This is a genomic window from Paenibacillus sp. S25 (genome assembly GCF_019454085.1).
In the GTDB taxonomy this organism is placed as follows: domain Bacteria; phylum Bacillota; class Bacilli; order Paenibacillales; family Paenibacillaceae; genus Paenibacillus; species Paenibacillus polymyxa_B.
This window is the reverse complement of record NZ_CP073683.1, coordinates 4,302,534-4,329,468: the sequence shown is the minus strand read 5'-3', so window position 1 is coordinate 4,329,468 and position 26,935 is coordinate 4,302,534. Positions and strand designations below refer to the sequence as shown.

General features: G+C 40.3%; 24 protein-coding genes. 15 read left to right on the top strand and 9 right to left on the bottom strand.

Translation table 11 applies throughout. The annotated features are described in order from the left end of the window. Positions 1 to 8: 8 nt before the first annotated feature. From KAI37_RS18915 to KAI37_RS18890, 6 genes are all read left to right on the top strand, one after another. Positions 9 to 1,001: a Gfo/Idh/MocA family protein gene (locus KAI37_RS18915; protein ID WP_220030019.1), complete on the top strand. Its 993-nt coding sequence runs from the start codon at positions 9 to 11 to the stop codon at positions 999 to 1,001. A gap of 275 nt (positions 1,002 to 1,276) precedes the next feature. Beyond that, positions 1,277 to 3,043 carry a cache domain-containing sensor histidine kinase gene (locus tag KAI37_RS18910; protein ID WP_220030018.1) on the top strand — a complete coding sequence of 589 codons (1,767 nt, stop codon included), beginning with the start codon at positions 1,277 to 1,279 and terminating at the stop codon, positions 3,041 to 3,043. A gap of 2 nt (positions 3,044 to 3,045) precedes the next feature. Further along, the gene (locus KAI37_RS18905) at positions 3,046 to 3,846 is read left to right on the top strand and encodes a response regulator (RefSeq protein ID WP_071642316.1); all 801 of its coding nucleotides are present in this window, start codon (positions 3,046 to 3,048) and stop codon (positions 3,844 to 3,846) included. Positions 3,847 to 3,982: 136 nt separating this feature from the next. Then, on the top strand, positions 3,983 to 5,326 hold the full coding sequence (locus KAI37_RS18900) for an extracellular solute-binding protein (RefSeq protein ID WP_104496114.1): 1,344 nt from the start codon (positions 3,983 to 3,985) through the stop codon (positions 5,324 to 5,326). 26 nt (positions 5,327 to 5,352) lie between these two features. Further along, the gene (locus KAI37_RS18895; RefSeq protein WP_071642313.1) at positions 5,353 to 6,234 is read left to right on the top strand and encodes a carbohydrate ABC transporter permease; all 882 of its coding nucleotides are present in this window, start codon (positions 5,353 to 5,355) and stop codon (positions 6,232 to 6,234) included. A gap of 54 nt (positions 6,235 to 6,288) precedes the next feature. Beyond that, the gene (locus KAI37_RS18890) at positions 6,289 to 7,170 is read left to right on the top strand and encodes a carbohydrate ABC transporter permease (protein ID WP_071642311.1); all 882 of its coding nucleotides are present in this window, start codon (positions 6,289 to 6,291) and stop codon (positions 7,168 to 7,170) included. Positions 7,171 to 7,645: 475 nt separating this feature from the next. On the opposite strand, the gene KAI37_RS18885 is transcribed toward KAI37_RS18890, so the two are convergent. Further along, complete coding sequence (locus tag KAI37_RS18885; RefSeq protein ID WP_220030017.1) at positions 7,646 to 8,068, bottom strand: hypothetical protein; 423 nt, start codon at positions 8,066 to 8,068, stop codon at positions 7,646 to 7,648. A gap of 4 nt (positions 8,069 to 8,072) precedes the next feature. Continuing rightward, complete coding sequence (locus KAI37_RS18880) at positions 8,073 to 8,381, bottom strand: hypothetical protein (RefSeq protein WP_258383000.1); 309 nt, start codon at positions 8,379 to 8,381, stop codon at positions 8,073 to 8,075. A gap of 461 nt (positions 8,382 to 8,842) precedes the next feature. Between KAI37_RS18880 and KAI37_RS18875 the strand changes: the two genes are divergently transcribed. The 6 genes from KAI37_RS18875 (at position 8,843) to KAI37_RS26535 (ending at position 14,563) form a co-directional block, all read left to right on the top strand. Beyond that, positions 8,843 to 9,805, top strand: a complete 963-nt coding sequence (locus tag KAI37_RS18875) for a helix-turn-helix transcriptional regulator (protein WP_220030016.1) — start codon at positions 8,843 to 8,845, stop codon at positions 9,803 to 9,805. Positions 9,806 to 9,918: 113 nt separating this feature from the next. Beyond that, positions 9,919 to 10,545, top strand: coding sequence for a type 1 glutamine amidotransferase family protein (locus tag KAI37_RS18870; RefSeq protein ID WP_071642301.1), 627 nt, complete (start codon positions 9,919 to 9,921; stop codon positions 10,543 to 10,545). A gap of 51 nt (positions 10,546 to 10,596) precedes the next feature. After that, positions 10,597 to 11,121 carry a VOC family protein gene (locus KAI37_RS18865; RefSeq protein WP_025721409.1) on the top strand — a complete coding sequence of 175 codons (525 nt, stop codon included), beginning with the start codon at positions 10,597 to 10,599 and terminating at the stop codon, positions 11,119 to 11,121. Between the two features lie 416 nt (positions 11,122 to 11,537). After that, positions 11,538 to 12,347 (top strand): HTTM domain-containing protein, encoded by an 810-nt coding sequence (locus KAI37_RS18860; RefSeq protein WP_258382999.1) that lies wholly within the window; start codon positions 11,538 to 11,540, stop codon positions 12,345 to 12,347. Positions 12,348 to 12,604: 257 nt separating this feature from the next. After that, positions 12,605 to 13,729, top strand: a complete 1,125-nt coding sequence (locus KAI37_RS18855; RefSeq protein WP_220030015.1) for a serine hydrolase — start codon at positions 12,605 to 12,607, stop codon at positions 13,727 to 13,729. A 312-nt stretch (positions 13,730 to 14,041) separates the two neighbouring features. Beyond that, positions 14,042 to 14,563, top strand: coding sequence for a M23 family metallopeptidase (locus KAI37_RS26535; RefSeq protein WP_258382998.1), 522 nt, complete (start codon positions 14,042 to 14,044; stop codon positions 14,561 to 14,563). A gap of 309 nt (positions 14,564 to 14,872) precedes the next feature. Here KAI37_RS26535 and KAI37_RS18845 read toward each other — a convergent pair whose 3' ends face one another. Next, positions 14,873 to 16,300 carry a pyridoxal phosphate-dependent decarboxylase family protein gene (locus KAI37_RS18845; protein ID WP_220030014.1) on the bottom strand — a complete coding sequence of 476 codons (1,428 nt, stop codon included), beginning with the start codon at positions 16,298 to 16,300 and terminating at the stop codon, positions 14,873 to 14,875. Between the two features lie 941 nt (positions 16,301 to 17,241). Next, positions 17,242 to 17,808, bottom strand: a complete 567-nt coding sequence (locus KAI37_RS18840) for an NAD(P)H-dependent oxidoreductase (protein WP_220030013.1) — start codon at positions 17,806 to 17,808, stop codon at positions 17,242 to 17,244. Between the two features lie 224 nt (positions 17,809 to 18,032). Between KAI37_RS18840 and KAI37_RS18835 the strand changes: the two genes are divergently transcribed. After that, positions 18,033 to 18,428: a winged helix-turn-helix transcriptional regulator gene (locus KAI37_RS18835; RefSeq protein ID WP_076293912.1), complete on the top strand. Its 396-nt coding sequence runs from the start codon at positions 18,033 to 18,035 to the stop codon at positions 18,426 to 18,428. 645 nt (positions 18,429 to 19,073) lie between these two features. On the opposite strand, the gene KAI37_RS18830 is transcribed toward KAI37_RS18835, so the two are convergent. Continuing rightward, positions 19,074 to 19,433 (bottom strand): putative zinc-binding protein, encoded by a 360-nt coding sequence (locus KAI37_RS18830; protein WP_076293914.1) that lies wholly within the window; start codon positions 19,431 to 19,433, stop codon positions 19,074 to 19,076. A gap of 773 nt (positions 19,434 to 20,206) precedes the next feature. Between KAI37_RS18830 and nfi the strand changes: the two genes are divergently transcribed. Beyond that, on the top strand, positions 20,207 to 20,884 hold the full coding sequence (gene nfi / locus KAI37_RS18825; protein WP_220030012.1) for a deoxyribonuclease V: 678 nt from the start codon (positions 20,207 to 20,209) through the stop codon (positions 20,882 to 20,884). Between the two features lie 125 nt (positions 20,885 to 21,009). Here nfi and KAI37_RS18820 read toward each other — a convergent pair whose 3' ends face one another. The 4 genes from KAI37_RS18820 to KAI37_RS18805 form a co-directional block, all read right to left on the bottom strand. Next, positions 21,010 to 21,483: a toxin-antitoxin system YwqK family antitoxin gene (locus tag KAI37_RS18820; protein ID WP_220030011.1), complete on the bottom strand. Its 474-nt coding sequence runs from the start codon at positions 21,481 to 21,483 to the stop codon at positions 21,010 to 21,012. Continuing rightward, positions 21,473 to 21,730 (bottom strand): YwqJ-related putative deaminase, encoded by a 258-nt coding sequence (locus tag KAI37_RS18815; RefSeq protein ID WP_081396580.1) that lies wholly within the window; start codon positions 21,728 to 21,730, stop codon positions 21,473 to 21,475. Before KAI37_RS18815 ends, KAI37_RS18820 begins: the two co-directional genes overlap by 11 nt. A gap of 838 nt (positions 21,731 to 22,568) precedes the next feature. Further along, positions 22,569 to 23,078, bottom strand: a complete 510-nt coding sequence (locus KAI37_RS18810) for a hypothetical protein (RefSeq protein ID WP_053325908.1) — start codon at positions 23,076 to 23,078, stop codon at positions 22,569 to 22,571. Between the two features lie 4 nt (positions 23,079 to 23,082). Next, on the bottom strand, positions 23,083 to 26,133 hold the full coding sequence (locus tag KAI37_RS18805) for a nucleic acid/nucleotide deaminase domain-containing protein (protein ID WP_220030010.1): 3,051 nt from the start codon (positions 26,131 to 26,133) through the stop codon (positions 23,083 to 23,085). A 272-nt stretch (positions 26,134 to 26,405) separates the two neighbouring features. Here KAI37_RS18805 and KAI37_RS18800 point away from each other — a divergent pair, with 272 nt between their 5' ends. Then, entirely contained in the window at positions 26,406 to 26,582 is a 177-nt protein-coding gene (locus KAI37_RS18800; RefSeq protein WP_220030009.1) for a hypothetical protein, read from the top strand. The last annotated feature ends 353 nt before the right edge of the window (positions 26,583 to 26,935 follow it).

Below are 26,935 nucleotides of genomic sequence, written 5' to 3'. Positions count from 1 at the left end.
GGACTAACATGAGCAAGGCGAGGCTGTGTTTTATCGGGGCGGGCTTTCACGCTTCAACGAATATATATCCTGCTGTCATTGGGGCAGGTGCTGAAATTCAGGCGATTGCGACTAGAGATCTAAGCAGATCGAAGACAGCACTTCAGCGGTTTGGAAGCAGCGGCACACCTTATGACAATTACAAGGCTATGCTGGAGCAGGAAGACTGTGATGGAGTTGTCGTGATTGCACAAGCGGCAGATCATCCTTCGCTCGTACTGGACTGCATTAGGGCCGGAAAACATGTTTTTGTAGACAAGCCACTGGGCTGGAATGCTGAGGAAGCGGCCCGAATTGCAGATGCGGCAGAAGCAGCGGGTGTCGTACTGATGGTCGGTTTCATGAAGCGTTACGCACCTGTATACATAAAATTAAAAGAATTGATTGAGGGTGGATCACTTGGAGCCACACGCTCATTTCAGGCAAAATTTCTCGTGGACAGTACCCTGTTTTGTAAAACCGGCGAAGATTTCATGAAGCTGGCGGCGGTTCATATGGTCGATCTGGTACGTTATTTGTTCGGGGAAGTGGCGCAGGTTACCGGATTTGCTAACGATAACGGCGAGTGTATTTCCCATACGATTGCCCTGAAATTTGAAAATGGTGTAGTGGGTAGCCTATACTTCGCAGGTATGACAGCATGGACACGCGAGAGTGAAGGGTTTACGGTAACCTTTGATCATGGTTTTGCGAACGCGGATGAGGTGAATACACTGATCATTCACAAGTCGGAGAGTCATACAGAGCTTCCTTGGAAATCCCTTGCGGAAAACGATACGGTTCTGACACCGTCAGCCTCCGCGATGTCGGGCGGATACCGTGATTTGTACTTGCGCGGTTTTGTTGGTGAAATCGCACATTTCATGAACTGCTGCCAAGAAGGACGGACGCCTGATTCAAGTGGACGGGATAACGTGAAAACGATGGAGCTGTGCGACCGCATTTTGGCTGCGCTCCAATAGGATACCCATTTCATATACAAGCTTCGGAGCCTGAACGGTACCTTAGTTTGGGTGATTTGAAAGAAGCTTCGGTGTAACTGGTCAGTAGATGGCTCCTGCATTGTCGGGAGTCATTTTTCCGTTTACCCTACGTTCTTTCTATTTCATAGCATTCTTGCCCATTTTGATTAATCTCTACTGAAAATACGCCAAAAGACGAACGATGCGATAGAATAGAAAAAGGAAAGCGCTATCATTACCCATTTTTTCTGCGATGGTTCAGGAGGAGAAGGCATATGCGTTCAAAGTCAAGGTTTCAGCCATTAAACACATTACGTAATCAGATTTTTATCGGATTTATACTGGTGATGCTCATTATGATGAGTGTGGCGGGGGCGTTCATTTATCTCAATGTGTCTCACTTGTTAAAAGACAGTGCCGAGCGACATATTGGTCAGACTGCGGTACAAGCAAGCGGTAGGCTGGATGCATTAATCGGCCAGATGGATAGCTTGACGGAGCAGGTCGCGAATCACCCGTCTGTTCAGCATATTTTGCTGGAGGAGCGCAACGGGGGCAAGGTGAATTTCGGACAGCGTCAATCACTCCTGCAAGTGATGCATAGCTATCAGGCATATATGCCGAGTGTCGGCTCGCTGGAGCTGTATACCGCCGAAGGGAAGATGTTGTTTCCGATTAGAGAGGGCAGTCTGGAGGAACGTATCGGACAGGCAGACATCCGGGAAGCGAATCAGATGAAAGGAAGACTGGTCTGGATCGGTATTGATCCCGAAGACCCCCGGTCACTGCTGGCAATTCGGCAGGTGAGCCTGGTGGATCGCTGGTTCTCGCGCGGAGGGTACCTGATTACCCGTATGGAGCGAAGTTATTTTGGACTGAATGGTGCGTCAGCGGTCAATGAGGAAGCGGATGAAACCATGCTGCTTGTAGATCGTCAAGGCCAGCTGCTGTCGGGTGAACCAATGAACCAGACGGATTTGTCAGGTGTACTGCACAGCAAGACACAGACGGTTCATATTGGGGAACGGGAATATGTGAAGGCAGTTCAGCAGTCGGAGCGGACGGGCTGGTCGCTGCTGATCCTGATTCCGGTTAGCGTCGTCACAGACGGAATTACGGTTTTACGGACTACACTTATCATTTCCGCGTCTCTTGGTGCCGTGCTATTCCTGTTCATGTCCTTTATGTTGTCTACGTTGATTACAAGACCGATAGGTCACTTGATTCAGGCGATGCGCCGTTCACGGGAAGGGGCATTGGCCCTGAATCCAGAACCGGCAGCAGCAGTCGAGCTGCGAGAATTGAACGCAGAGTACAACACGATGATTGTCGATATTAATGAATTGATCCGTGTTATTTGCGAGAAGGAGGTTTTACAAAGCCAAACCGAACTTAAAGCTCTACAGGCGCAGATCAATCCGCATTTTCTTTTTAATACGCTGGATGCTTTCAACTGGTCGCTACAGGAGAAGGGAGAAGAGGAGCTTGCCGGGCTGATGGTGTCCATGTCGCGGCTGTTTCGTTATGTTATCGAACCGGCTCACCATGACTCTTGGGTGACCCTCGGGGAAGAAATGGCGCAAATCCGTCGTTATCTGGAACTGATGGAGATGCGTCTGGGTGAACGTTTGAGCTGGCAAATTCATATGCCTTCGGAGGCAGCCAGAATTCCGCTTCCTAAACTGCTGATCCAGCCTATTCTAGAGAATGCCATTTTGCATGGTGTCGAAAATCGCATCGGCAACGGTCGTGTTGAAATTAGTGTCACTCCTTCGACCAGAACGGGTTGGACCAAGATCGCGGTCATAGATAACGGACCTGGAATGACACTGGAAGAACTTGCAGCTGTGCGTACAGCGTTGATGGGGGGAACAGCCTGCCAGAGCAAGGGAACCGGTATGGGACTAGTGAATGTGCAGCGCAGGCTTGCTCTCTATTATGACAGCGCATCTTATCCAACGGACGGCGTGCTGATACATAGTGCTGAGCAGGAAGGAACTGTGGTCGCTTTTGAAATTCCTGATGAATATGGAGGGCGGTAGAAATGAGTGTTTCATCCAAAACCATTGTCATTGTAGACGATGAACAGCGAACACGTCAGGGGATACACCAGACATTGGAGCAATGGGCCGCCGGGAAATACCGGATTGTAACATTCGATAATGGTTTGGAAGCGTTAAATATACTGCGTGCAGAGACGGTTCATCTGTTGATTACGGATGTCCGGTTGCCGGAATTCAGTGGGCTGGATTTAATCCGCTCTCTGGAACGGGATTCACGACGACCAGCGATCATTGTCATCTCGGGTTATGCGGAGTTTGATTATGTCCAGCAGGCTCTTCGTCTGGGAGCCGTCAATTATTTGCTCAAACCGATTGATAAGCAGGAGCTGTTGAATGCGGTCAATGAAGCGCTTCGGCTGGAAGAGGAGCGACAGCGGTACGAGAAGCTGGACAAGCTGGCTGACCCTGTTTTGCTAGAGCTTGATCTCCAGGCGGCTACTCTTAGTGATCCGGTACGACGTGCCTTCACCTATATGGCGGAGCATCTTCACGAATCCATTACGATGGCGCAGACTGCCGCGCATTCACACCTGAATGCGAGCTATTTTAGCGTTTTGTTCAAGGAGCAAAGTGGTTTATCCTTCAGCGAATATTTGCACCGGCTGCGGATCCAAAGGGCTAAGGAGTTGCTGCTGCATACTCAGTTGACGATTGCCCAAATCGGCGAGCGATCAGGCTACCGAACAGATAAATATTTTATTAAAGTATTCAAAGCGACCGAGGGGGTAAGTCCCAGCCGCTACAGGCAGCAGATGCGTACAGGGCCGGAGAATATCGACTGACGTATAGGCAGATCAAACCCAATAAAAGTGGAATTATACCCAATGAGTGTACCCTGTTGGAAGCCGGAATGAAGTGCTAAACTTACAAATGACAACGGTTACAAAAAATATAATTACAATAAACGGAGGTCTAACGATGTCCAAGAAGCATGATTTGAGTAAGCGCTCACATCAAAAATGGTTTGCAGGGTTTGCCCTGCTGCTGTCACTTATGCTGGTACTATCTGGTTGTGGTGTTGGTAAGGATGGTCAAGGCGGTTCCAGTAAAGAAGGAGGAAAGGTTACACTCAAAATGATGCACCTGTGGCCAGAGGGAAGCTCGGCACAGCAGAGCAAGCTTGTGACTCAGATTATAAATCAATACCAAAAGGATCATCCCAATGTCGTCATTCAGCAAGAAGTGCTGGAAAATGAACAATATAAAAACAAGCTCAAAGTGCTGTCGGCTTCCAATGAATTACCGGATGTCGGCATTACCTGGGCAGCAGGCTTTATGGAGCCTTACGTTAAAGGTGGATTATTTACGCCTATGGATGACCTGCTGAACGGTTCCAAGCTGAAGGACAAATTTGTACCGGGAACGACCGAAGCTTATGCGCTGAATGGCAAAACGTATGCGCTTCCGATTGAATTGAACATAACACCTATTTATTACAACAAAGCTATATTCCAAAAATACAATTTGAAGGTACCTACGACATTTGACGAATTTAAGCAGGTTGTGAAAACTCTTACGGATCATGGAGTTGCACCGATTGCATTGGGCAATAAGGATCGCTGGACCGGCTCACTCTGGTACATGTATCTGGCAGAGCGTATAGCAGGTAATGACACGCTGAAAAAAGCGATTGACGGCTCAGGATCGTTCGATGACCCAGGTTTAATTAAAGCAGCCTCTGAAGTCCAGACACTTGTGGATATGAATGCTTTTAACAAAGGATTTAACGGCTTGTCCAATGATGAGGGAAAATCCGAGTTTATGAACAATAAGGCAGCTATGTATTTGATGGCTACTTGGGAATTGCCGAATTTTACGACCAATCCTGCAATCCCACAAGAATTTAAAGATCAAATTGGCTTCTTTAAATTCCCGATGGTTGCAGGTGGCAAGGGCAACGAGAACAGTTGGGTAGGAGGTCCGGGAGTAGGTTTGTTTGTTTCGGAGAATTCCAAGGTGAAAGAAGAGGCCAAAGCGTTCGTTGAATACTTTGTACTCAAATGGGGAGAACAATCGGTCACACAGGCGGGCGTTATTCCAGCGACGAAAGTGGACACCTCTAAAGAAAAACTGCCTCAGCTGTATGTTGATTTGCTGAACGGGCTGAACCAGGCCAGCAGCATTACATTGTTCGCTGATGTACAGATGAAGCCAAATGCAGCGCAGGTGCATTTGAACATGATTCAGGCGTTGTTTGGCAAAGCGGTGACACCGCAACAATTTGCCGACCAGCATAAGGCTGCCATCGAGAAAGGGAATTGAAATTGACCACCTAAGGAGGTCCGACCGTGGAAAAGGTCATGTCGAATAAGCTCGTCATTGCTCTATATGTATTGCCTTCTCTATTATTGCTATTCGCTATTATATATGTACCCATCGTACTGACTGGCTATTACGGCTTGAATCAGTGGAATGGAATTGGCTCTATGACTTTTGTGGGGCTGGACAATTATCAACATCTGTTTACAGACAAAGCGTTCTGGCAAAGTGCATGGCATTCGCTGCTGCTGGCCTTGTTTTCAGGCATTAGTCTAATCGGTTATCTGGTCATTGCGATGATTTTGTCAGGGAAAATCAAGGGAGCAAATCTGCTGCGGAAAATTTATCTGATTCCCATGCTGCTGTCTTCTGTAGCAATCGCACAGCTTTGGCTCAAAATATATCATCCAACGAACGGAGTGCTTAATTCCTTATTGGTGTCGGTCGGCGTTCACAACCCACCTGAGTGGTTAGCTAATCCGTCTCTGGTGTTGATTGCCTTGTTTATCCCGATTATTTGGCAATATGCAGGTTTTTATATCCTGATCTACTATGCCGGGCTGAAAAACATTCCCGAAACCTTGATGGAGGCTGCCCGGATTGACGGGGCCAGCCCCTGGCAGATTGCGACTCGTATCAAATTGCCCCTGCTGCGCGAGGTAATTAACGTTACGATCATATTATCGATTGTCGGCTCGCTTAAATATTTTGACCTTATCTATGTCATGACGGACGGTGGACCGAATGGAGCCAGTGAAGTGATGGCCTCATACATGTACCACCAGGCATTCCGCAGCTTTGACTTTGGATACGGCAGCGCTACAGCCTTCGCCCTGCTGTTCATCTGTTTGATCGCTACGTGGCTGATCCGTAAGGTTACGGCCACAAGTGAAACCATCCAGTATTCATAATCCAGTCTTGCAAACAGATGAGGGTAACAAAGGACAGAAGAGGGAGGAACGGATATGAAAACCCAGGCAGCCGCCAACTATCCGCTTGGAGTCGCTAGCCGCGGCAAAATGTTAAATCGGGTCGGTTATGCCGTGTTGTATATCATTTTAATTATCTTGGCGGTAACGCAGCTTTTACCGCTGGTGTGGCTGATGCTTTTCTCGCTTAAAAATAATCAGGAAGTGTTTAATCTTCCGCCGTTTGCACTCCCGTCCCAGCCGCATTGGGAGAACTATATGAATGTATGGACCAGCGGCAACATTGGGCGGTACTTTTTCAATAGTGTGTGGATTACGGTCATATCCGTAGCGCTGACGGTGCTATTAGCCAGCTTTGTAACGTTTGCCATTACGCGTATGCGGTGGAAAGGAAGCAAGTTAGTTCTCGGGCTCTTTATGGTTGGAATGATGATTCCAGTCCATGCCACCTTGATTCCGTTGTTCAGCATGTTTCTCAAACTGCATTTAACAGATACTTCACTCTCTATCATCCTGTCGTATGTTGCTTTTAATCTACCGACAACGATGATGATCTTGCTGGGATTCTATTACGCCCTGCCCCGTGAAGTGGAAGAAGCGGCCGTTATGGACGGCTGCTCGGTCAACCGGATGTTTTTTCGGATCATACTGCCCATGACAACCCCCGTCATGGCAACGACATCCATTATTAACATGATCTATAACTGGAATGAGTTTATTTTCGTCAATACGTTCATCAGCTCGGACGCGAATAAAACGCTAACCGTTGGCGTCCAGAACTTTATCGGACAATATACTACCGATTGGGGAGCTATCGGAGCTACATTGATGATCAGCATTTTGCCCATTTTGCTCGTGTTCCTCATTATGAGTGACCGGATTGTGGAAGGTATCGCAGCCGGGTCGGTTAAGGGGTAAAACAAAAATTCCCCAGGTTAGAAGAGCACCCCCTAGTGTAGACATTGGAACAAACCTTTTGGTTTGTCCGATGAATGCTAGGAGGTGCTTTTTATGCGAATCTAGTTTGAGTCGATGGGAAATACCTAAATGAAAGTAGAAAATCTATAAGTTTAAGTTTTTTCAGAAAATAAATGGTGAGCAAACATGTTGATAATTATGAAGCCGACCAATTGCGTGAATCCATCAGAGGTTATGATGTGGTTGGTAACTCTGATAGGGGGATGGCAAAGTTGTGTTATTCATATAGGAATTGGGATTCATTCTGCTAATTGACTGCTTATTTTTGGCATAAAAAAAGCACATTCCTACTCGTATCTCAAGTGGGACTGTGCCTTTAAAAGGCTATCATATTTGTGTTAAGTTGTTGGTTTGCATATCTGTTAATATTATAAAATAAATTTGTCCGAAGTTATTAACAAGCTATTGACATGGCTTATTTGAATCTTTCTAAACCATGATATGGATTCGAAATATTTTCACCAACTTCATCAATTGCTTCTATTATTTCTTCCAATATTAATTCATTTATATCCTTATCTTGATTTATTGAATCTTTAATTTTTTGAAAGCAATTCTTTAGTCCGAGGTTTACAACAATTGAAAGAATGATATCTACATCATCATAAGAATCAGTATTCCATAACCTGTGAAGAACCTTATCTATACTATTTCTTACTTCACTTTCCAATAACTCGTAGGTCATAACTTGTCTATCTGTTAATTGGCTAAGAATTAATAAAAAATCCTTTTTCTCAATTTTACCAGTATTAAATTCATTCAATACGTTTTGAAACATCAATGCTAATGTTTCTGTTGGTAATACATCGGGTAATTTCTCAATTTCTTTAAGATTCATTTTTTTATTTCCCTTCTATTGGAATGTGAACTTCATTTAAGGATTGATTTTTAGTCCATGTTCCATCGGTTTTTAATTGTTTATTACCTATCTTTATTTGTGCAGTCCAACGTGTTCCTGATACTGACCCAGAGTACTTACTTGCAGCTATAGGATCTGGCGAATGCCATCGAATAATTGCTTTCTGTCCATCAGCCAGTAAAAATTCGTACTTTGCTCCATCTTTAATTGTACTTGTTGGAAAAAATGTATTTGATGTATCTGGGGGGATCATAGATTCTAAATTGGATAAGCTAATTTCCCCATTTTTCAATAGATCTTGTGCTCCTTGTCTGGCCTGGTCTCTTGTTAAAGACTCTATAGAGGAATTTACAGATTTAGTATTCTTCGATTTAACAATTTCTTTTTCCTTTTTTAAATATTCTTTTATATTTGAGGATTTTCTTGTATTTGTACTCTTAGCTACATTAAAAGCGTAGGCTTTGATGGGTACAAACTGTGAGTCAAAATAGACATGTATTACAAGGTTTGTACGCTATAAAGGAATGAGAGGTGATATTTAATAAACAACCCAGCATATGTATTTATCGGTTAAAAGGGGGATTTAGTTTACAGAATGAACCATTGGAAGCGGTATTTACATGTGTATTTCTGGAATTAGAAGATATGAGAGGGAAGTATAAGGTGGAAAAAAGTATATAATAGATGGTAAGAGGGCGTATAAAAAGCTATATATATAAGATTGAGCTTAAATGAAAGATGAGGGTTCATGTTATGCCAAAAAACGATAATATGCTGGCGATTCTATGGATGCTGAATTCGGGCGTAAAAATGACTGCAAAACAAATATCCGAAAAGTTAGAAATAAATATAAGGACAGTTTATCGATATATTGATGCACTATGTGCCAGTGGAGTGCCTATAATATCCGACACAGGTCATAATGGCGGGTATAGCTTGCTGAATAATTTTATTAGAGCGCCTCTACTATTTGATATGGAAGAAAAAAAGGCACTCCTACATGCTGCTATTTTTGCAAAAGAGGCTGGATACCCTTTGAGTGAGGCATTAGACAATGCGACATCAAAATTGAAAATGTATTCGAATCAAGAGCAGGAAAGTATACTTAGCCGTCATTTAGCCGGATTTGAAGTGATTAACCGCATGGGAGACCCTTCTCTTCAGCCGATATTGGCGGAATTGGAGCAGGCTGTAGCCAACGAATTCTCTGTAGAAATGGATTATCGCACAAGCCATGAAGAACAACCCAAGAATAGGGTGATAGACCCCTATGGAATGGTTTACTGGAACAATAAATGGTATACTGTTGCATTTTGTCACCTGAGAAATGAGATCCGTAGCTTTCGGGCAGATCGGATTCTACAAATCAAGCGTACTCCAATCATATTTAAGCGTTCCGAAGCTTTTTCAGCCCGTGAATTTTTTATGCAAAATCTGTTACCTGATTTAGTGGGTAAGGACGGTTTAATTTCTTTAACTATCGGAGGCAGGTCCGAGGCATTGGATGACTTATGTCTGCATTGGTTTTTGGGACATCATCTGAAAGAGCGGACATCCAATCAAGCCATCTTTTTGCTTGAGGAAAAATCACTTCATACATATGTCCCTTATTTACTCCTACCCTACGGGAAATCCATTCAAGTAATCGAACCACAGAGTTTGAAGGGAAAACTTGTTGCTGTTGCGTCGGAGTTAATGGAATATTATCAACGTTAAAAGCTTCACTGACAGCAGATGTCAGTGAAGCTTTTTTATAATGATGATAATCATTGATTACCGGAGGATGATTGGTATCACTCGATGAATTATAAAATAAGGAGAATTTGCAAATGAATAATACAGTATATCTTTATGTGTTTGACACCATGGCAGATTGGGAGATAGGTTATTTAACTGCCGAACTGAACTCGGGGAGATATTATAAAAAGGGGCTGGTCCCATCAAAAATAGTTACCGTGGGAATGGAAAAGACCCCTGTAACTACAATGGGCGGATTGAAAATCCTGCCTGACATCACACTGGATGAGTGCAGCATTGAAAGCACAGATATATTGATTTTACCCGGTGGAGATACATGGACAGAAACCATTCACCAACCCATCTTAAAAATTGTTGAGAGGTGTTTAGAGGAAGGTATATGGGTTGCGGCGATTTGTGGTGCTACCATGGGACTTGCCCAGATAGGATTGCTGAATTCACGTTGGCATACAAGCAATGATCTGGAATATCTCAAAATGATCTGTCCCACCTACACGGGCGAAAAGTATTACAAAACGGAGTCTGCTGTAACGGATGGAAAACTGATCACTGCATCTGGAACAGCTCCGTTGGAATTTTCCGTACACGTTTTGAAAGCTCTGGGTGTGTTTTCTTCTAAAACATTAGAAGCCTGGTATAGTCTAAACAAAACTCGAGCATCCAAATATTACTATGAGTTGATGAATTCAATCCAATGAAGGTATGCGCATTAAATTGAACTGTTACGATCATTTAAAGGAGGAGTTAAAATGACTGAAAGCAGCGAATATGTGGGAGTGTCAGGTAAATATACAAAGAAGGGAACACCCAACGGCTTTACATCTATTACCCCTTTTATTACAGTGAAGAATCCTTCGGAAGCAATAGAGTTCTATAAAACGGTTTTCAATGCAAGGGTTAAGGATATTACTGAATATCCTGATGAGAATGGCAATAAAATAATTGTTCATGCTGAATTAGATTTTGGAAATGGTTTTTTGCAGCTGGGAGCAGCGAATCCAACATATCAATTGGTCTTGCCGCCAGATGAAGAAAATGCGTGTTATTCTTTCGGAATCTACGTTATGAATGTTGATCAGGTCATTGAAAATGCGGTAGCAAGAGGAGCGAAAGTAAGGGAACCAGTTGCAAACTTTGTTTCAGGTGATCGATTCGGAAGTATATTGGATCCTTGTGGAGTAAGGTGGTCTATTATGACTAGGATCGAGGATTTGTCAGAAGAAGAAAGTAGTCGTAGGGTTGCTGAATGGGCTAAAAGCTTTAGTGGAGAATAAATGCAATCACTTTTTAATAAAAAGTATTAAAGTGACTATCTGCTAAAATGATGATAAGGAAAGATTGAATATAGGAAGCATTGGTATTTTGCCTTCAATGAGGGTCTAGTTGATAAATGGAGAGAGGCCCTTCAAGTCTGGTACATAAGGCTTGAAGAGCAATAATAATAACAATTAATGCATAGCTGAAAAAGTTTGGAATAGGGGTTCGACTCCCCCCGCCTCTATACTAAAACCCGCTCATTGAGCGGGTTTTTGTTTTTAATCAATTTAAAAATGTAGACATGAAATATTTAAGGCATAGAGTTTGATGGAGCTTGTAGACATTCTGCTATGTTTAAATCATGTTGTTTACAAAATTGCTGGCGTAATTCTTCTTGAAACCATCTAGCCAATTTGGCAGGATACATTATAATTTGAATTCATCAGCTTTATTTTTTGACTTTATCTATCATTTAGGAATTGTGGTTACTATTTTTTATTTAATTGGATACAAAGGCCGCCTTTTTTCAATTCTGACCTATCTATTTTTTTATTCACTGTATGTTCGTTCTTTTCATATAAGTGACGGAGGAGACAATTTACCGATAGTAAATATGTTTTTTCTCCTATTCGCCAATAATACTGCATATTTCTCTTTTGATTCTAAATTGAATAGCTTACATGGAAAAGGCTCGAAGCAGTCTTTGATTTATAAGTTATCCATAATAATTCACAATTTTGCAGTACTTTTTTGTATTATACAACTGTGTATTGTTTATTTCTTCTCAGGAATGTATCAGCTTATGGGAGAAATGTGGCAAAACGGAACGGCACTTTATTATATCTCTCAGGTGAGAGAGTTTAGCAAACCTATTTTGGATTATATGGTTAACCATTATGTTGGACTCACCATTTTATTCACTTATTTATCTATAATTGTTAAAATAGCTTTTCCTTTTGCTGTAATTAATAAAAGCCTTAAACCGTTTGTAGTTATTGCTATGATATTGTTTCATGCAGGAATCGGTATAGGCATGGGCTTACTGACGTTTTCACTAATTATGATTGTTATGGAATTATTGTTGTTTACGGATCGAGAATATAAAAAGTTATACCATTTTATAAAGATCAGCTTCCGGAAAATATCAATTACAATTCGAAGAAAAACAAGAAAATTAGGATATGTAAGTTTTCAACACAAACAAATTCTGGTTTTCTATGATGGTTGGTGTCCTGTTTGTTAATGAATTAGAAAGGCGAATGCATAGTTTCTCAATGAATGATTCTAGTAAAATACAACGTGGAATTGACTCTATTGCACAAATTTGTACAAGAATACCGTATCTTTGGTGGGCGGTTCCCTATATAATTATTCTCAAAAAAATGGGTATTGGTGGTTATTTGTATGATTATATAGCTTCTAAAAGAAAAGTGATTCCCGTGGGGAACTGTGACGACTTATGTGAACTTCAGCCTAAGAGTGTCCATTAAGGAGCAAAGTATGAAAATAATTTTATTGTTAGTAGCTATAATTTTAATATTTGTGTTCATATGTATCCTGTTTTTGTTCATTGCGAAGCGCCAAAATAATAAGAAAACAGAAATGGATGTTCTAAGCTTTTTGAAGGAAAATCCGAGTAAAGCATCTTTGTTTATGATCAAAAATGGTATGGAGAAAATCAGCTATAACTCAGAAGTTAAAATGCCGCTTGCCAGCACGGCCAAAGTGATCATTGCTATCGAATTTGCTCGCCAAGTTGCAGCGAAAATATTAGACGAGCAGGAACTTGTTCCTTTAGAGGAATTAAATAAATTTTATATCCCTGGTTCCGATGGTAACGCTCATCATAACTGGATCAAATCCATTCGCGCAAACCATAAAGAGGTTCAAGGGAAAATTACGTTATTGGATATTACTCACGGCATGTTAGCATATAGTTCCAATGCCAATACAGAATTTCTGATGGCGAAAATGGGTTTGGATAAGATAAATGAGAATATTATGAAGCTCTCACTTTCTTCCCATGATAAAATCTTTCCTTTTTCATCTGCGGGATTCATGTCTCCTTATATCCAAGAGACCGAAAACATAGGCTTTAAAGAGTCGATACAAAAGATAAGTGAGATGAGCTACGAGGAATATATGAAAAAATCTATTGAAATTCATCAGATTTTAAATCGTGATCAGGGGATAGAATGTATTCAGAAATGGAACACCAGGCAGAATTATGTACGAAAGCTTCAAGTGCTGGAATCGCGCAAGCTTCCTCGTTCAACGACTAAAGAATATGCTTACCTCATGAAGCTTATACACAAGGGGGAGTTGGTTCCTTCTACTATAAATCCATATCTAAAAATGCTAATTCAGCGACAAGTGGATAACTCCAAGTTAATAGAGTTTGGAAACAAAGGTGGATCTACCATTTCTGTTCTAACAGAGGCTTTATATTGTACGGATCGGGAAGGAAATGACATTCAACTAGCCATGTTTATTCAAGATGATTCTGGGGTGGATCATATTTGGCTCAAGCAGAAGCTGGATTTGTTTTTTTACAAATTATTAACGGATACTGCATTTCAAGAAGAGGTAAGAAGCAAATTATCATATGATAAGGGAAGAAATTGAATGTTTTTTTATTTTGTAAAATGCTGCTGATTCCGCTTATACTTTACTGGATCATGGCTTACTTTCCATTTAAAAATCGTATTTCGTGGTATATACACACTTTGTTTACAAGTGCATATACGTTCATGATTTTATTCATAAATGATTGGCTCAAATAGAAAAACACGAATATTCCTTTCTCTTTATGGTTTATTAGCAATATATCAAGTTTTTATATGTATTTTATTTAGTGTTTCATACATTACATCCACTCCTAAACACGAAGATGCAGTCGATTTAGCGTTCCCTTTGAAAGGAGGGGCTTACGAGGTAGTGAATGGTGGAATGAGTTCATCTATGAACTATCACTTTTCGCATCGTACTCTGAAATATGCGGTGGATATAACTAAGCTCACCCCGTTAGGTTCAAGAAAAGGGATATTTGATAATCCTGAATCTTTAAAATCCTATCCCATTTATAATGATTCAGTATATAGTCCGGTTGAGGGTAGAATTATCGAAGTTGTGGATGGAGTAGAAGATAATGTCCCAAACTCCCTGGGCCGTAGTACTACAAATATGATTATCATCAAACATCAAGGATATAATATTCTGTTGTTACACTTGAAGAAAAATAGTCTATTAGTTAAGAAAAATGATTTTGTCAAAGTTGGACAAGAAATTGCGAAAGTAGGGAACTCAGGTTACAGTAGTGAGCCGCATCTTCATGTCCATGCTATAAAACATGACAATAAGAGAGATTACTTCAATGGAACCTCGATTCCTATTACTTTTAATGGTAATTACTTAAAGAGAAATGATTTGCTATTTAATCAAACACTTATTTTTCGTTAAAAATGTATACCTACCTAGAAAGTCGGTTTGAGAATTTGTTTACCAGGTTTTCAGTATCGTGTATTGTTCTTCAAAGCAAGTATCTTTAACTTAAGCGAGAAGTATATCCTTACCATCGTCTCGACACACGTGGAGTGCGTGGTAGTGATATATCAAGATGAGAAGCATTGATGCACGAGGGCTAGAGGGGAATTTGAATATGTACAGGAAAGACAGTAAAGAGGGGCGGCGAGCCCCTCTTATTTGTGTGATGTTGAGCATTTTTATTTATTTACAGAAAGTGTAGCACTTCATTTTCACAATTTTTCATCACAAAAAGGCTTTTGTCTCATTCAATGAGCGTGCTATATTTGATAAAAGCTGAATTGTATTCCTTATCTCATGTTCCGTAGTGTCTGGGTGAATTGCACAGATTCGGAGAACAGTTTTTCCATTAAGTTGTGTCGTAAGCACAGAGGCGTATCCGTTTGTCATCATTTCTTGGGAGATCCTTTTATTGAGTGAATCTAATTCTTGCTCAGATAATCCAGTTGGCGCATATCGAAAATTAACAATCGCTAACTGTGCGGGGGATACAATTTCCCAATGATTATGTTTTTTGATTTCATCTTCAGCCCATTCTGCGAGCTGAACTCCATGCTCTATGGCTTCACCGACAGCATTAGTTCCTAAAGCTTGTAGTGTCACCCATAGTTTCAAACTTCGAGCAGGCCGCGTTAATTCAGGGCCCAGATCCCAATAATTAATATGTTCTTCATTAGTCTCGGCATCTTTCAAATATTCTGGATGTGTGCTGAAGCAGTTTCTGAGCTGTTGATTTTCTTTGGCTAAAACTACGCTACAGGAATATGTCTGCATTAACCATTTATGTGCATCCCAGGTAATGCTATCTGAACGCGATATTCCGCTCAAAAGGGGCTTATATTTCGAAGAAGCCAAAATCGATGCACCGTAAGCTCCATCCACGTGTAACCAAATGTTATGTTTTTCACATAGGTCAGCAATTTCGTTTAACGGGTCAATGCTTCCCGTATTGGTTGTGCCTGCCGTGGCAATGATCGCAAAAGGCTTAAAGCCAGCCGCCTGATCATCCATTACTTTTTTTTCTAAGGCTGAAACATCCATACGAAAATTTTTATCACTTGGAATCTTTCTGATTTGATCACCACGGAATCCGAGGATGCGTAACCCTTTGGCGACCGATGAATGAGTTTGATCTGAAACATAAGCAGTTCCAATGGCATATTCCTGCTCGGATAACCTTGCATTGCGTGCAGCTGCCAAAGCGGTCAAATTTGACAACGATCCGCCCGACAGAAATAAGCCTCCAGCAGTATCGGGATATCCTGCTTGGTCACACATCCACCGGATCACTTCCCCCTCTAAAAGGCTTGCGCTCGAACTCAGCATCCAGCTTCCGGCGTGGGTATTATAAGCGCTGGTCATGATATCTCCTAACCAAGAGTAAAGAGACATTGGACTAGGAACCAATGCGAAAAAGCGAGGGTGTTGCATGAAGGTTTGGTGAGGATAGACGTTTTTCCTCATTTCGTCGACGACCTCTTGTATCGGTCTTCCTTTTTTCGGAAAACCAATTTCCCTTAGATGGGCTAATGTATCCTCATCTGCAGTATTGATTACTTTTTGGGATCGAATATTGTTATTTTCAGCAATATATGAATGTATGAACTGTTCAATAATCTCACCTAATTGCTGATTTGGTTCTTGATTCATCATAAGCATCTCCTTTGCTTAACTTCAACCAAGTATAATATAACATCTGTTGTCATATTGTGATATTCGCCGATTTCATCATTACGTTTATTTTTAGGCTCTTCGCTATTACGCAAAGTAATTTGGGGGAACCTTTGTTATCTGAAAAATATTAAAAAAGAAGATAAATGTATAGTGTTGGTTTATGTTGTATAAATAAAATTTATATGTAGGAAGGGTAGAAGGTGGAACGAGATTGGTTCTATCGCACTCTTATATAAGAAATTAATGAAAACCTTGATATTGATATAGCCGAATGATACTCACTTGTATGTAAAGTGTTTGAAAACGCTCTGCCAGAAGTTGCAACTGAGCTACTAAAATATTTTTAAAACTTTTCTTTAGTCGTTATAAGTGTTTACTAAGTTGTTTTGTGTCTAGCTTCAGACGATGGAATATAAAATTTCAGAAATATATTTTGACCTGCTGCAAAGAGTGGACCATATGAATAGCCTCCCTGTCTTATGAGCACTGACCAGTTATCGTTTGTAGGCTGATGGAAAAACCTGCATCAACCTCAGTTGCTGCAATTCCACCTGAAAACACACGTGGAGTGCGTGTTAATAATATATCGAGATGAGAAGCATTGATGCACGAGAATTTAAGAGCAACTTGAATATGTTCCTGCATTCAAAAAAACGCTTTAGGGTTGAGTGCGGGAACATATATTATTTACATACATATGGCATGTGGAGTGCTGTTTACTGTGGGTCAGGAAAGACTAATAGTTAGATGTACTGGTGAAATCGATAAGGGGCTGTCCTTAAAGTCATTGATAAGACTTAGGATAGCCCCTGTTGTATTTGTATTTTACTCAAAATATAAATAACAACTGCATATCCTCCAGGGAAGGATAGCGATACATTCTCTATTAAGACCGGTAAGCCAATGCTTACTCTAAAAAGTTATGATGGAACAGCTAACACAGAAGAGTCTGGGTTACTATTATGCTTAAAGATATAGTGGATATATTCTTTTGCACTGTGATTGATTTCCTCATCGCTAGCTTGAAATGAAGCTCCGAAGACAGCAAAATAGGGTAGTGCCACTGCGCCTACATGTCCTGTACTGGCTTTGAAAGGCGTAGTCACTTCATCTACGGTAAAAGAAACAGAGCCCTCTGGTAGGTAATTTTCTTTTTTATCGCCGATTGACATGGCAAGCCCTAATTTTTTCCCTTTAAGCTTGTCACCTTTTGATCCATAAGCCCATCCGTAAGCAAAAACATCGTCGAACCACTTTTTCAATAGAGTCGGATAACTGTACCAATACAACGGGAATTGAAAGATAACATGGTTATATGCTTCTAATAGATTTTGCTCTCTAGGAACATCAATGTTCCAGTCAGGATACTCTTTGTAAATCTCATGAATTGTAATATCGTTTGGATATTGCAGCAGTTCTTTTTTCCATCGCTGGTTTACCCTTGAAACCTCAAGGTTCGGGTGTGCCAAAATCACCAGTGTTTTCATTATAAAATCTCCCTTCTCAGGCCCATATTCAAGAGTGTATCGTCAAAGTGCCTTGCTTCATTTTTTTGAATATCATCATTATGTTGCAGGCTTAAAAAAAAGAAAATACACACAATAAAGTAAGATGGTAACTTCAAAGTACGTACTGGACTCGAAAAAAAATATATGCAATAATAAATTTTTAGATTGACTTTATAAGATCAGTATAAATGAGGTTTTATTCTATGAAACAATATAATCTGGGCATAGAGGCAACACTTGAAATAATCGGCGGAAAGTGGAAAGCTCTGATCATATGCTTATTAATGTCCGGTGTAAAGAGAACAAGCGAATTACAGCGGAATATTCACGGCATTTCACAAAAGGTTCTGATCCAGCAGCTTCGTGAACTTGAAAAGGATGGACTCGTAAGAAGATATGTGTACCAGCAGATGCCGCCAAAAGTCGAATATAGCCTCACGGAATACGGAGTTACAGCCAATAAGATCGTTGAAGTTATGTGTTCTTGGGGCAGAGAAAATATTCAAATAAGACAACAGCAAGGAGAAGAAATTGTCTTGCTGGAGGATAAGTCACCGGAGAACTTTGAGGACTTCGGAAAGACAGATAAGTTGAATTAAGTTAGAATAGAGTTAAGATTTCTTACATTACTTCCAATAGAGCAGTTCTAGAAGCAATAGCTGGGGAGCGTGTACGTGGTAGTAATATATCGAGATGAGAAGCATTGATGTATCGGGGATTAAGAGTAACTTGAATATGTTCTTGCATTCAAAGGATTGTATAGAGTGCCGTAAAAAGTAAAGAGGGGGAATAGCCCCTCTTTTTTTGTCGCCTAGCTATTAATTCCTAATATCAATAATATATAGTAGCCTAGCTAAATTGCCTTCGACTAATTCTATAATGTGCAAACGCTTGAACAGAATATAAACCTGACACTTCGGATTTTATTACATCGTTCACCCAAACCTTCTCCTCTAGAACAGACAGTCCGTTCGTTAATCTCATATTCAATGTTGGATCAACTAGTATTTCGGCTTCCCATTCAGTCAACAGATGTTGAATATCCTCGTTTTGGTTCATTTTGAATTGATCCAAATACTTTAGGATTTTTATATCCAATGATTAAACTGGGAGTAAAACTAATTTACGATATTGTTACATAATAAGAGCCAGCTATACTTTTGCTGTATACTGTCCCAACACCTTGAAAGAGTTAAAATAAAGGTGAGCTATCTTTCGATACACACCTTCATTTTGATTAAGAATTATTGTCCAATTTGTTCTAAGATTTGTGTGTAAGCATTCCTATAATGATCGGGGTTAGGATCTTCTCCTATTATTTTGGGTACGTCAAAGTTAGACAGCAGGAAATGGTGTTTGGGTTGAACCTCATGTCTTGCTAAGCAGCTCTTGCAACAGGACAAGGGACAGCCGTCAATTGCAATGATATCACGTCCCGATTTTGCTGTTCTGACAAGTGGTTTGACATCACCACCAACACCAGCAATGCAGGACATTTCAGCGACTTTTTCTCGATCCATTTGTATAGCGATCATGTTAGCGGTTTGTGCTGCGGAGGAACATCCAGAACAAGAATAGACAAGAGGTAAATCAGTTCTTTTCATCTTTGTACACTTCCTTGTTTTTTCTTTGTGATCCATCACGGTACCTTTGATTCTAGATGAAATAAAATTAAAATTGTTTGTATTTTAACTTAAATTTACAGTCTAAACCGTGATCGTGATCACGACATTATTTTTGCAAAATAGGGCTAACTGTGTGTATATAACTCAGCAAAATTATTTTTTCTAATAAAGAATTAAGCCTCATCTAAATATAAATCTGATCGTCATCCCTAATCACCATTAAAATTTCTTGCAATATAAAATAAGCGTTTGTTAAGTTGTTTTATGTCTAGTTTGTTGCAGTGTACGATCTGCTTTTAAAATGTAAACCTAAAAACTTAGGATAATGCTTTGTGGAGTGCATGACGCGAAGGATCGAGCGCATCCCATCTTTTACTCCTTCCATATAGATGGATTACTTATCCTGACTTAGCTAATATCCTATGGCTCTTCCCATTCGGATTAACGTAATCATTACTCTAACCCCCAGAAATTTCTCCAGTTTTTATTGAAAATTTCTGGTATTTATTTGATAATATCAGTATGATACACACTGAAGCGTGAGACATCATATTTTTGGAGTTCCATCTCATGAGCAGTGTCATAATCCATCCCTTTTTTCATCATAGTTGATTCGAACAATTATAAAACCATTTTTTTCAATATTCAATTTTGTGTAAGTTGGTATGTAATCATCCAGTATTTGTACATTTTTAACATCTTTCATTTTTCATAAATTTTAATTCTAATATTCTAAAAATGGGGAAAACAAAATGGAACCAGTCTTAAAGCACAATTGGGAATTAACTGAAACGGAAGCGATAAAATTACAACAGGAGCTATCTAAAAAAGTTACAAAAGAGGATCAACTCCCTGAAATTCATTACGTGGCTGGGGTAGACGTGGCATATAGTGAACAAAGTGATTTATTAGTTGCGGCAATCGTTATTTTAGAAGCAAACTCTTTAAATATAGTGGAATCAGTAGTAGTTGAAGATTCTGTGCAATTCCCTTATATCTCCGGATTGTTTTCATTCAGGGAGCTACCATCTATAGTTAAAGCATTTAAACAAATAAAGACCTTTCCTCAGCTTGTAGTTTGCGATGGTCAAGGAATTGCTCATCCTAGACGATTTGGATTAGCCAGTCACTTAGGAGTAATCTTTGATATTCCTACAATTGGCTGTGGCAAAACGAAGTTATTGGGGGATTTCCAAGAACCATCTCAAGAAAGAGGTGCATGTTCATTATTAGTGGATCGTGAGGAAATCATCGGAAGTGTATTAAGAACCCAAGAAAATATTAAACCTCTTTTTGTATCTGTAGGTCATCGTATTTCATTAGATACAGCCTGCAATTGGATTCTAAAGCTCTCTCCACGTTATCGCTTACCAGAAACAACTCGACAAGCTGACCAACTGGTGAAAAAAGTTTTATCAAAGATATATTAATAGCTCATTCAGCTCTAAGTACTTGATGGGCTAAACGCCCATCAAGATAAAGCTAATTTTGTACAGAGTGATCAACTGATATAGCAATCGAAATTCTGAGGAGATAAACACTTTTAGGAATTATTTTAGTCTCTTCTTATTTTACTATTCAGCTTTCTTTGAGTTAATAAATAATCAAAAATCTCACTTGTTTCTTGTAACTTGCTAGACTTAATCAAATTGTGTTTAACATCCCATTCCTGATAACTTAACTCTACCCCCAATTCATGTTCGCTTTCCGATTTAAGTTGTCCATTCTCATACCATTGAGTCCTTTTTCCTTTCGTCTGACCATAATGCATAATCTCTTCAGATTTTCTCTCCCCGGTAGTATAAAACTCTCGTAGTAATCCATGTTTAAAACCATCTTTATAAAAACTAAAATATCTTAATTGACCGTCATCGTATAATTCATAGGCTAATCCTGTAAAAGGGGTTCCACCCTCGTCTTCAGGGTTGTCCAAAATTTCATCACTAGTAGAAGAAAACCACAAGTCTTCAAAATCTACCCCATTTTTTTTGATATAATCTAAAGTGTATAATTCATTTTTATTTTCCATGATTATGTTTCAAAACCTCCGGTATAAAATTTGTTCCCTGTGTTATATATTCGCAATGAGGGCAACGTGGCATAGGGGTCCCTATAGGCATTTTTTTATTTATTTTTCTGGCAGAAATAACAAAGAGCATAAAATCAGATAATTGGGCATCTGGCCTTTTCAATAAAGCTCTGTTTAAGGCTTTTACTTCTGCATGAGATCCTGCTCCAGCCGTCTTTATATATTCTTCCTTTATCTTTGCAGGCATATTAGTAATTCTTTCGTTAAACCTTGGGCGAGGCTGCGGTTACCTCCGGCACAAGTACGGAGCCAAAGCGGGAGGCGAGACGTTTTATACATAATAGATAGAAGGGGGAGGAGAGGAAGGGGAGTATTAAAATCATCCTTGGTAAATACTTTTCAGTAAAGCGAAATCAATATCAAAAATAGATATATACTAGAAACCCGTTTTCTAATTAGAGCTCCAAATTCTTTAGAGTTTTTATATCCAATAATTTAAATAATGGATATAAAAAGGATGTAGTGAAACCCAGTATTGTCAACATTAGACCATACGGGCAATCCTAAAAAGGAAAACAACTGGTCCCCAAATATGTAATTGCCAAATTCAAAAGAAACAGCCATACCAAGAAGAGCTAGAAGAAGTGAAAGTGAACCCCAATCTATTTTTTTCGTTTTTCCTCAACAGTTTAAAGATAATTTGTAAAATTGCAACTGTTTGTATGCTGTACGTCAATATTGATGAAAAAGAATGTCTCATAAAATTCCTACTTGAAGTGTTGGTCTATGTATTATGATATGAAGTAAAGTAGAAATAATCATATTAAAAAGATATTCTGCTGTATAAAAAATAATACTGGTGGCCCTTAAAGATGTGTTCATGGATGGATGATGGGTTCATGCGGCACTGGGGGGCTTTTTGAGCAGCCGCCACTTATACGTTTGTATATTGTTTAACTTATTGCGGCGGATAAAAAGAAACCACAATACGCGGCTAGCACGTATTATGGCGTTTAATTTTACATATGGTATGAAAATTTTGATAGACTCTTTTGAATAGTTTCCATGGGTCTATTTATATGGTTTTATAATCCAGTTTCATAGTCTTCTATCAAATGTGACCAATACCCTTCAACATCCTTCAATGCAGCTGGGTCAATCTGTTCATAAAGCTTTCGGAGTTCAATTGCATATTTGTATGAAGTATATATCTCTCGTTGTCTCATTTCCGATGACAATTCCTGCCTAATTAATTGAAACAAAAAAAATGTTCTTAAGTTCTTATTAAGCATGTAAACAAATGGATGATGAAAAGAAGAACTAGTAAAAAGCCCACCCTCACCTTCTTTTAAGTAAAGTCCATATCCGTATGAAGCATAATGACCGATTTTGATAAATTGTACCTCACCAATTAACAACTTTTTAAAATCATTCAGTTCATAAAATACAAAATCATCAAATTCTTCTGGTACTCCAATGTCAATCATAAAGTCAGCATTTTCACGACTTACTCCAAGACCTACCAATTCATTAAAATCATAGTCTCGTATTTCTGAGTCATAATATTCACGAATTTCTCGAATATCATAATCCATACTATCACTCCTTTAACTTTTCAAGTTCTTGGGCTAAACCAGTATTGCCTCGATCTCTTGAAGCCTTATCCCCATACTCAACACTATAAGTTACTTCAGCATCAGGTAATTCCTTAGAAAGTAGCTCTTTACAATTATGACCACCAAGGATGCATGGTTCTCTTTCAGTATAAACTCGATGAACTATATACGTCTGCCCGTTTTTTTCAGCGGCAATTTTTTCTTCAACCAAAACCTTTTCAGAATGGACCTTTTTTACTTCTACTTTTCCACTCGGCTTTACTACTGATCTTTCTGTGCTTTCAAAAACCTTCTGAAAACGAACACCGTCTATTTCAATTTCCGCTACTACTAGATTTCTTAAATCGAATATTTGATTTTCAATTCGATACTTTTTCGTCATTGCACTTAAATCTGTTTTTCCATAACCAACTTGTTTTGGAATTTTGGAGTTAGGTATTCTGTTAGGGTTACCCGTCCCCTCTAACGCCTGTCGTTTCTTAATATCATCAAAGGTAAGCTTTTCTTTATTTGCATATTCCTTAAACTTGGATGCATCCCTTGTGGCCTTGCTCTGGGCGATGTTTTGTAATACTCGCTCTTTTATTTGGTCAGCCGGAGATACTTTAATTACTCCTGTCCCAGGTGTTTCAACATTAACTTTTGGAGCTTTAATTGATTTAGAAGGTATCTTTATATTCCTACCAAATTTAGCACCGTATAAACTTCCAACCATCTGAAATTCAGAAAATACGCTACTGATTATAATTGCATTTGCCTGCCATTTTGGTATTTCTTCGCCTGTCCAATAGTTCTTTCCTTCTTTAGCTGCTTTAATCTGTTCTACGAAAATATCCACATTTTCTGGTTCGTGATGTAATTTGATTTCTCCATTTTTGATAGCTTCGTTATAGGCAAGAGTGGCTTGGGCTGCTTTCTGATCGGTAACTCCATTTTTACTGAGGACCCACATAGTACCCATAAATTCTTTATCATACTCATCAAAATTATAGGACACTTTGGCTTTTTCAGCTGCCATGTAGCTGTCATAATTGGCTCTCCAGCGTTGTCTTAGATCTACCGGAACCTGCTGATACGCATGAGCCATGGCATTAGACTCTTTCAGCAGGTTTTGCACCAGTTCCAATGGGCCACCAGAATGCGCTATATGACGTGCACTCGTAAACACTTTCCCTAAAATCCACTTGCTATAGTAGGCTTGTCTCGCTTGATCATGCTCATACTGATTAATCAATCCTTGTAGTGCTAGACCAGCCAAGTGTTTCAACGGATGAATACCGTTCCCCTTTCTGCCTCCAATCGTAGGAGTTCCTTTGCTCCGAACGGGGATCATAGCGGTTGCTTTCAGAATCACACCCGCCGCAGGCCCACCTAAAGCTCCCGCAACAACGCCAGCCACTTTTCCCATCACTGGAATGGAGCCTAATAGCTTGGACACCGTACCCAACAAAGAGTTGGCCTGTTGAAGTGCAGCCGGACTTGTTACTTTGGCGGTAGGAGTGCTGCTTGATGAAGTCTTAGCTGCTGATGGAGCTTGCGCCGCCTCATATGCTTTGATGCTCATGAGTGGCGGCTCAGGCACAGGGGGGAGGTCGGCTACGAAAACAGGGGCTTTCACCGTACCTTCCTGATAAATCACTGGAGCTTTGGTATCCGTCTCACCATCCAGTACCACGCTGCTGGACCCGCCTTTTAGATACAGCGCCGTTCCAGCTTCAAGCGAAAGTTCCTGCCCAGCATCGAGCTTCACGTGACCACCCTGAATCTGCACATTCCCCGGACTGTCGATGGTAATGCCGCTACTTTCATGCAGTGTAATGGAAAATTCACCGGAGGTGGATAGAGTCAGCTCATGCTCAGACATTTCTACGCCGCTACCTTGTACATGTTGCCATACCTTCACATTCGGCTGTCCATTGGTGTGGCGTTGTTGTCGCAGTGAATCCGTGACATAGGCATCTTGTTCGCGGTGTGTAGGCAGATACAATTCCACCTGTTCCCCGAATTCAGGCATATCGTACCAGCCACTATGTTCTTCGGCGACATAACGGGTGGACACCGGAAACCAGCACGCTTTGGCAGGATCTTGCTTCGGATCAATGTCCAGTTGAAGCTGTACAAAATCCTGCTGTACCTTCAGCACCGTTCCTGTCAGCGAAATCCCAGTGGCCTGATTGTTTTCATAACGGGCATAGCGGATATCCTGTTCGGATTGAAGATCATAACGGGTGCGCAGTAAGCCATCCGTTAATGTGGTCACGGCTCGAACCACGACCAGTTCTTTCCCTTGTCCGATGGGTAATGTGATGAGGTCGCCCAGCGCATAGTATTGCAGATTTTCGATCATATAGGTGACATACGAGCCAGCACGTTCGCCTGGCTTTTCCGCATCCAGCTCATGAAACGTTTTACGTACTCGATAAAATACATCCCGCTCCACCTTATGCTGCTTGCCTTCAGGCATTCCGAAGAAAACCTTGGGTGAGGCTGCGGTTACCTCTGGCACGAGTACGGAACCAAAGCGGGAGGCGAGACGTTTTAAAAACGCCCAATCGGTCTCCTCATATTGTAAAACAAATGTCTCCAGTTTGGCATGGTTGCTTACCGTATCAATAGCATCTCCGTACGGATATTTTCGAATCAGCGCAGTGACCAGGTCATCATAGGTGCGGTGAATATCTTGATAGGAGCGCCTTTTACGCTTAATATCCATCTGGTACGAATGGGAAGCGGCCTCCAGTTCAAACGTATACACGCCTCGCACACAATGTACGGACATACGCGTGACAATTCCATGGAACAATCTTCTCAGCGATTGTCCCTGATCATTCAACTGACGGATCACAATGGGCTCTTGCTCCATATCCTGTCCGATGCATACAGCTCCTTGTTCTTCGGAGAGCATGCCACTGATATGTAAATAGGCATGATCATTAATGGTGCGTGTTATTTGAAGTTGTTCGATGTGTAGTGGCTGAAAGGGACCATAAAAGCGTAGGCTTTCATATCCGATCCCATCTGATAATACGCTCAAGTGAGTTCATAACTCCTTTCTAGATGCGATGGGTATTTCCAAGTAAAGCACGTCATCTTGAATGCGCTTCTGATTATAGCAGCAGCAGATGGGTACAAACTGTGAGTCAAAATAGATATGTATTACAAGGTTTGTACGCTATAACAAGATATGAGAGGTGATATTTAATAAACAACCCAGCATATGTATTTATCGGTTAAAAGAGAGATTTAGTTTACAGAATGACCCATTCATTGGGGGATTTTCAATGTGTATTTTTGGAAGGGAGAGACATGGGAAGAGAGAAAGCTGACAGTAATTTTGAGCAATTGCCTTCCAAAGTTAGGAACGGGGCTAATTTAATTGTGATTAAGGATTCGGGTAAATTAAATACAGGCTCATATGGAACTAGTGGGATCGATAGAAGTGAAGGGAAAACAGGTATCATCTGGAAAATGGGGGTGTTGTGAGAAGGAGTGGCTTTTGATATGATAGGTAATATATATAATAAAAAGGAATATATCCCTTCCACTGTCTCGACACACGTGGAGTGCGTGGTAGTAATATATCGAGATAAGAAGGCAGTAATGCACGAGGGATTGAGGGTAATTTGAATATGTTCCTACATTCTAAAAATAGCATTAGGATTGAATGCGGGATTAAATACATAAGACATACAAGAAGTTGGAGGAATTGAACTATAGGGAGAATGCTTCTTCCGATTAATAATGAAGATAAATTTTCGAACCTCCTTTGATAGGAGGTTTTTTGTATGATTTTAATTACAATTTGTTTTATTAACTGTTCTAAATGTTATGTATAC

Bases quoted from the DNA above. Each gene is read 5' to 3' on its own strand.
- KAI37_RS18915 (WP_220030019.1), top strand. From the start codon at position 9: ATGAGCAAGGCGAGGCTGTGTTTTATCGGGGCGGGCTTTCACGCTTCA.
- KAI37_RS18910 (WP_220030018.1), top strand. From the start codon at position 1,277: ATGCGTTCAAAGTCAAGGTTTCAGCCATTAAACACATTACGTAATCAG.
- KAI37_RS18905 (WP_071642316.1), top strand. From the start codon at position 3,046: ATGAGTGTTTCATCCAAAACCATTGTCATTGTAGACGATGAACAGCGA.
- KAI37_RS18900 (WP_104496114.1), top strand. From the start codon at position 3,983: ATGTCCAAGAAGCATGATTTGAGTAAGCGCTCACATCAAAAATGGTTT.
- KAI37_RS18890 (WP_071642311.1), top strand. From the start codon at position 6,289: ATGAAAACCCAGGCAGCCGCCAACTATCCGCTTGGAGTCGCTAGCCGC.
- KAI37_RS18885 (WP_220030017.1), bottom strand. From the start codon at position 8,068: ATGAATCTTAAAGAAATTGAGAAATTACCCGATGTATTACCAACAGAA.
- KAI37_RS18875 (WP_220030016.1), top strand. From the start codon at position 8,843: ATGCCAAAAAACGATAATATGCTGGCGATTCTATGGATGCTGAATTCG.
- KAI37_RS18870 (WP_071642301.1), top strand. From the start codon at position 9,919: ATGAATAATACAGTATATCTTTATGTGTTTGACACCATGGCAGATTGG.
- KAI37_RS18865 (WP_025721409.1), top strand. From the start codon at position 10,597: ATGACTGAAAGCAGCGAATATGTGGGAGTGTCAGGTAAATATACAAAG.
- KAI37_RS18855 (WP_220030015.1), top strand. From the start codon at position 12,605: ATGAAAATAATTTTATTGTTAGTAGCTATAATTTTAATATTTGTGTTC.
- KAI37_RS18845 (WP_220030014.1), bottom strand. From the start codon at position 16,300: ATGATGAATCAAGAACCAAATCAGCAATTAGGTGAGATTATTGAACAG.
- KAI37_RS18840 (WP_220030013.1), bottom strand. From the start codon at position 17,808: ATGAAAACACTGGTGATTTTGGCACACCCGAACCTTGAGGTTTCAAGG.
- KAI37_RS18835 (WP_076293912.1), top strand. From the start codon at position 18,033: ATGAAACAATATAATCTGGGCATAGAGGCAACACTTGAAATAATCGGC.
- KAI37_RS18830 (WP_076293914.1), bottom strand. From the start codon at position 19,433: ATGAAAAGAACTGATTTACCTCTTGTCTATTCTTGTTCTGGATGTTCC.
- nfi (WP_220030012.1), top strand. From the start codon at position 20,207: ATGGAACCAGTCTTAAAGCACAATTGGGAATTAACTGAAACGGAAGCG.
- KAI37_RS18820 (WP_220030011.1), bottom strand. From the start codon at position 21,483: ATGGAAAATAAAAATGAATTATACACTTTAGATTATATCAAAAAAAAT.
- KAI37_RS18815 (WP_081396580.1), bottom strand. From the start codon at position 21,730: ATGCCTGCAAAGATAAAGGAAGAATATATAAAGACGGCTGGAGCAGGA.
- KAI37_RS18810 (WP_053325908.1), bottom strand. From the start codon at position 23,078: ATGGATTATGATATTCGAGAAATTCGTGAATATTATGACTCAGAAATA.
- KAI37_RS18800 (WP_220030009.1), top strand. From the start codon at position 26,406: ATGGGAAGAGAGAAAGCTGACAGTAATTTTGAGCAATTGCCTTCCAAA.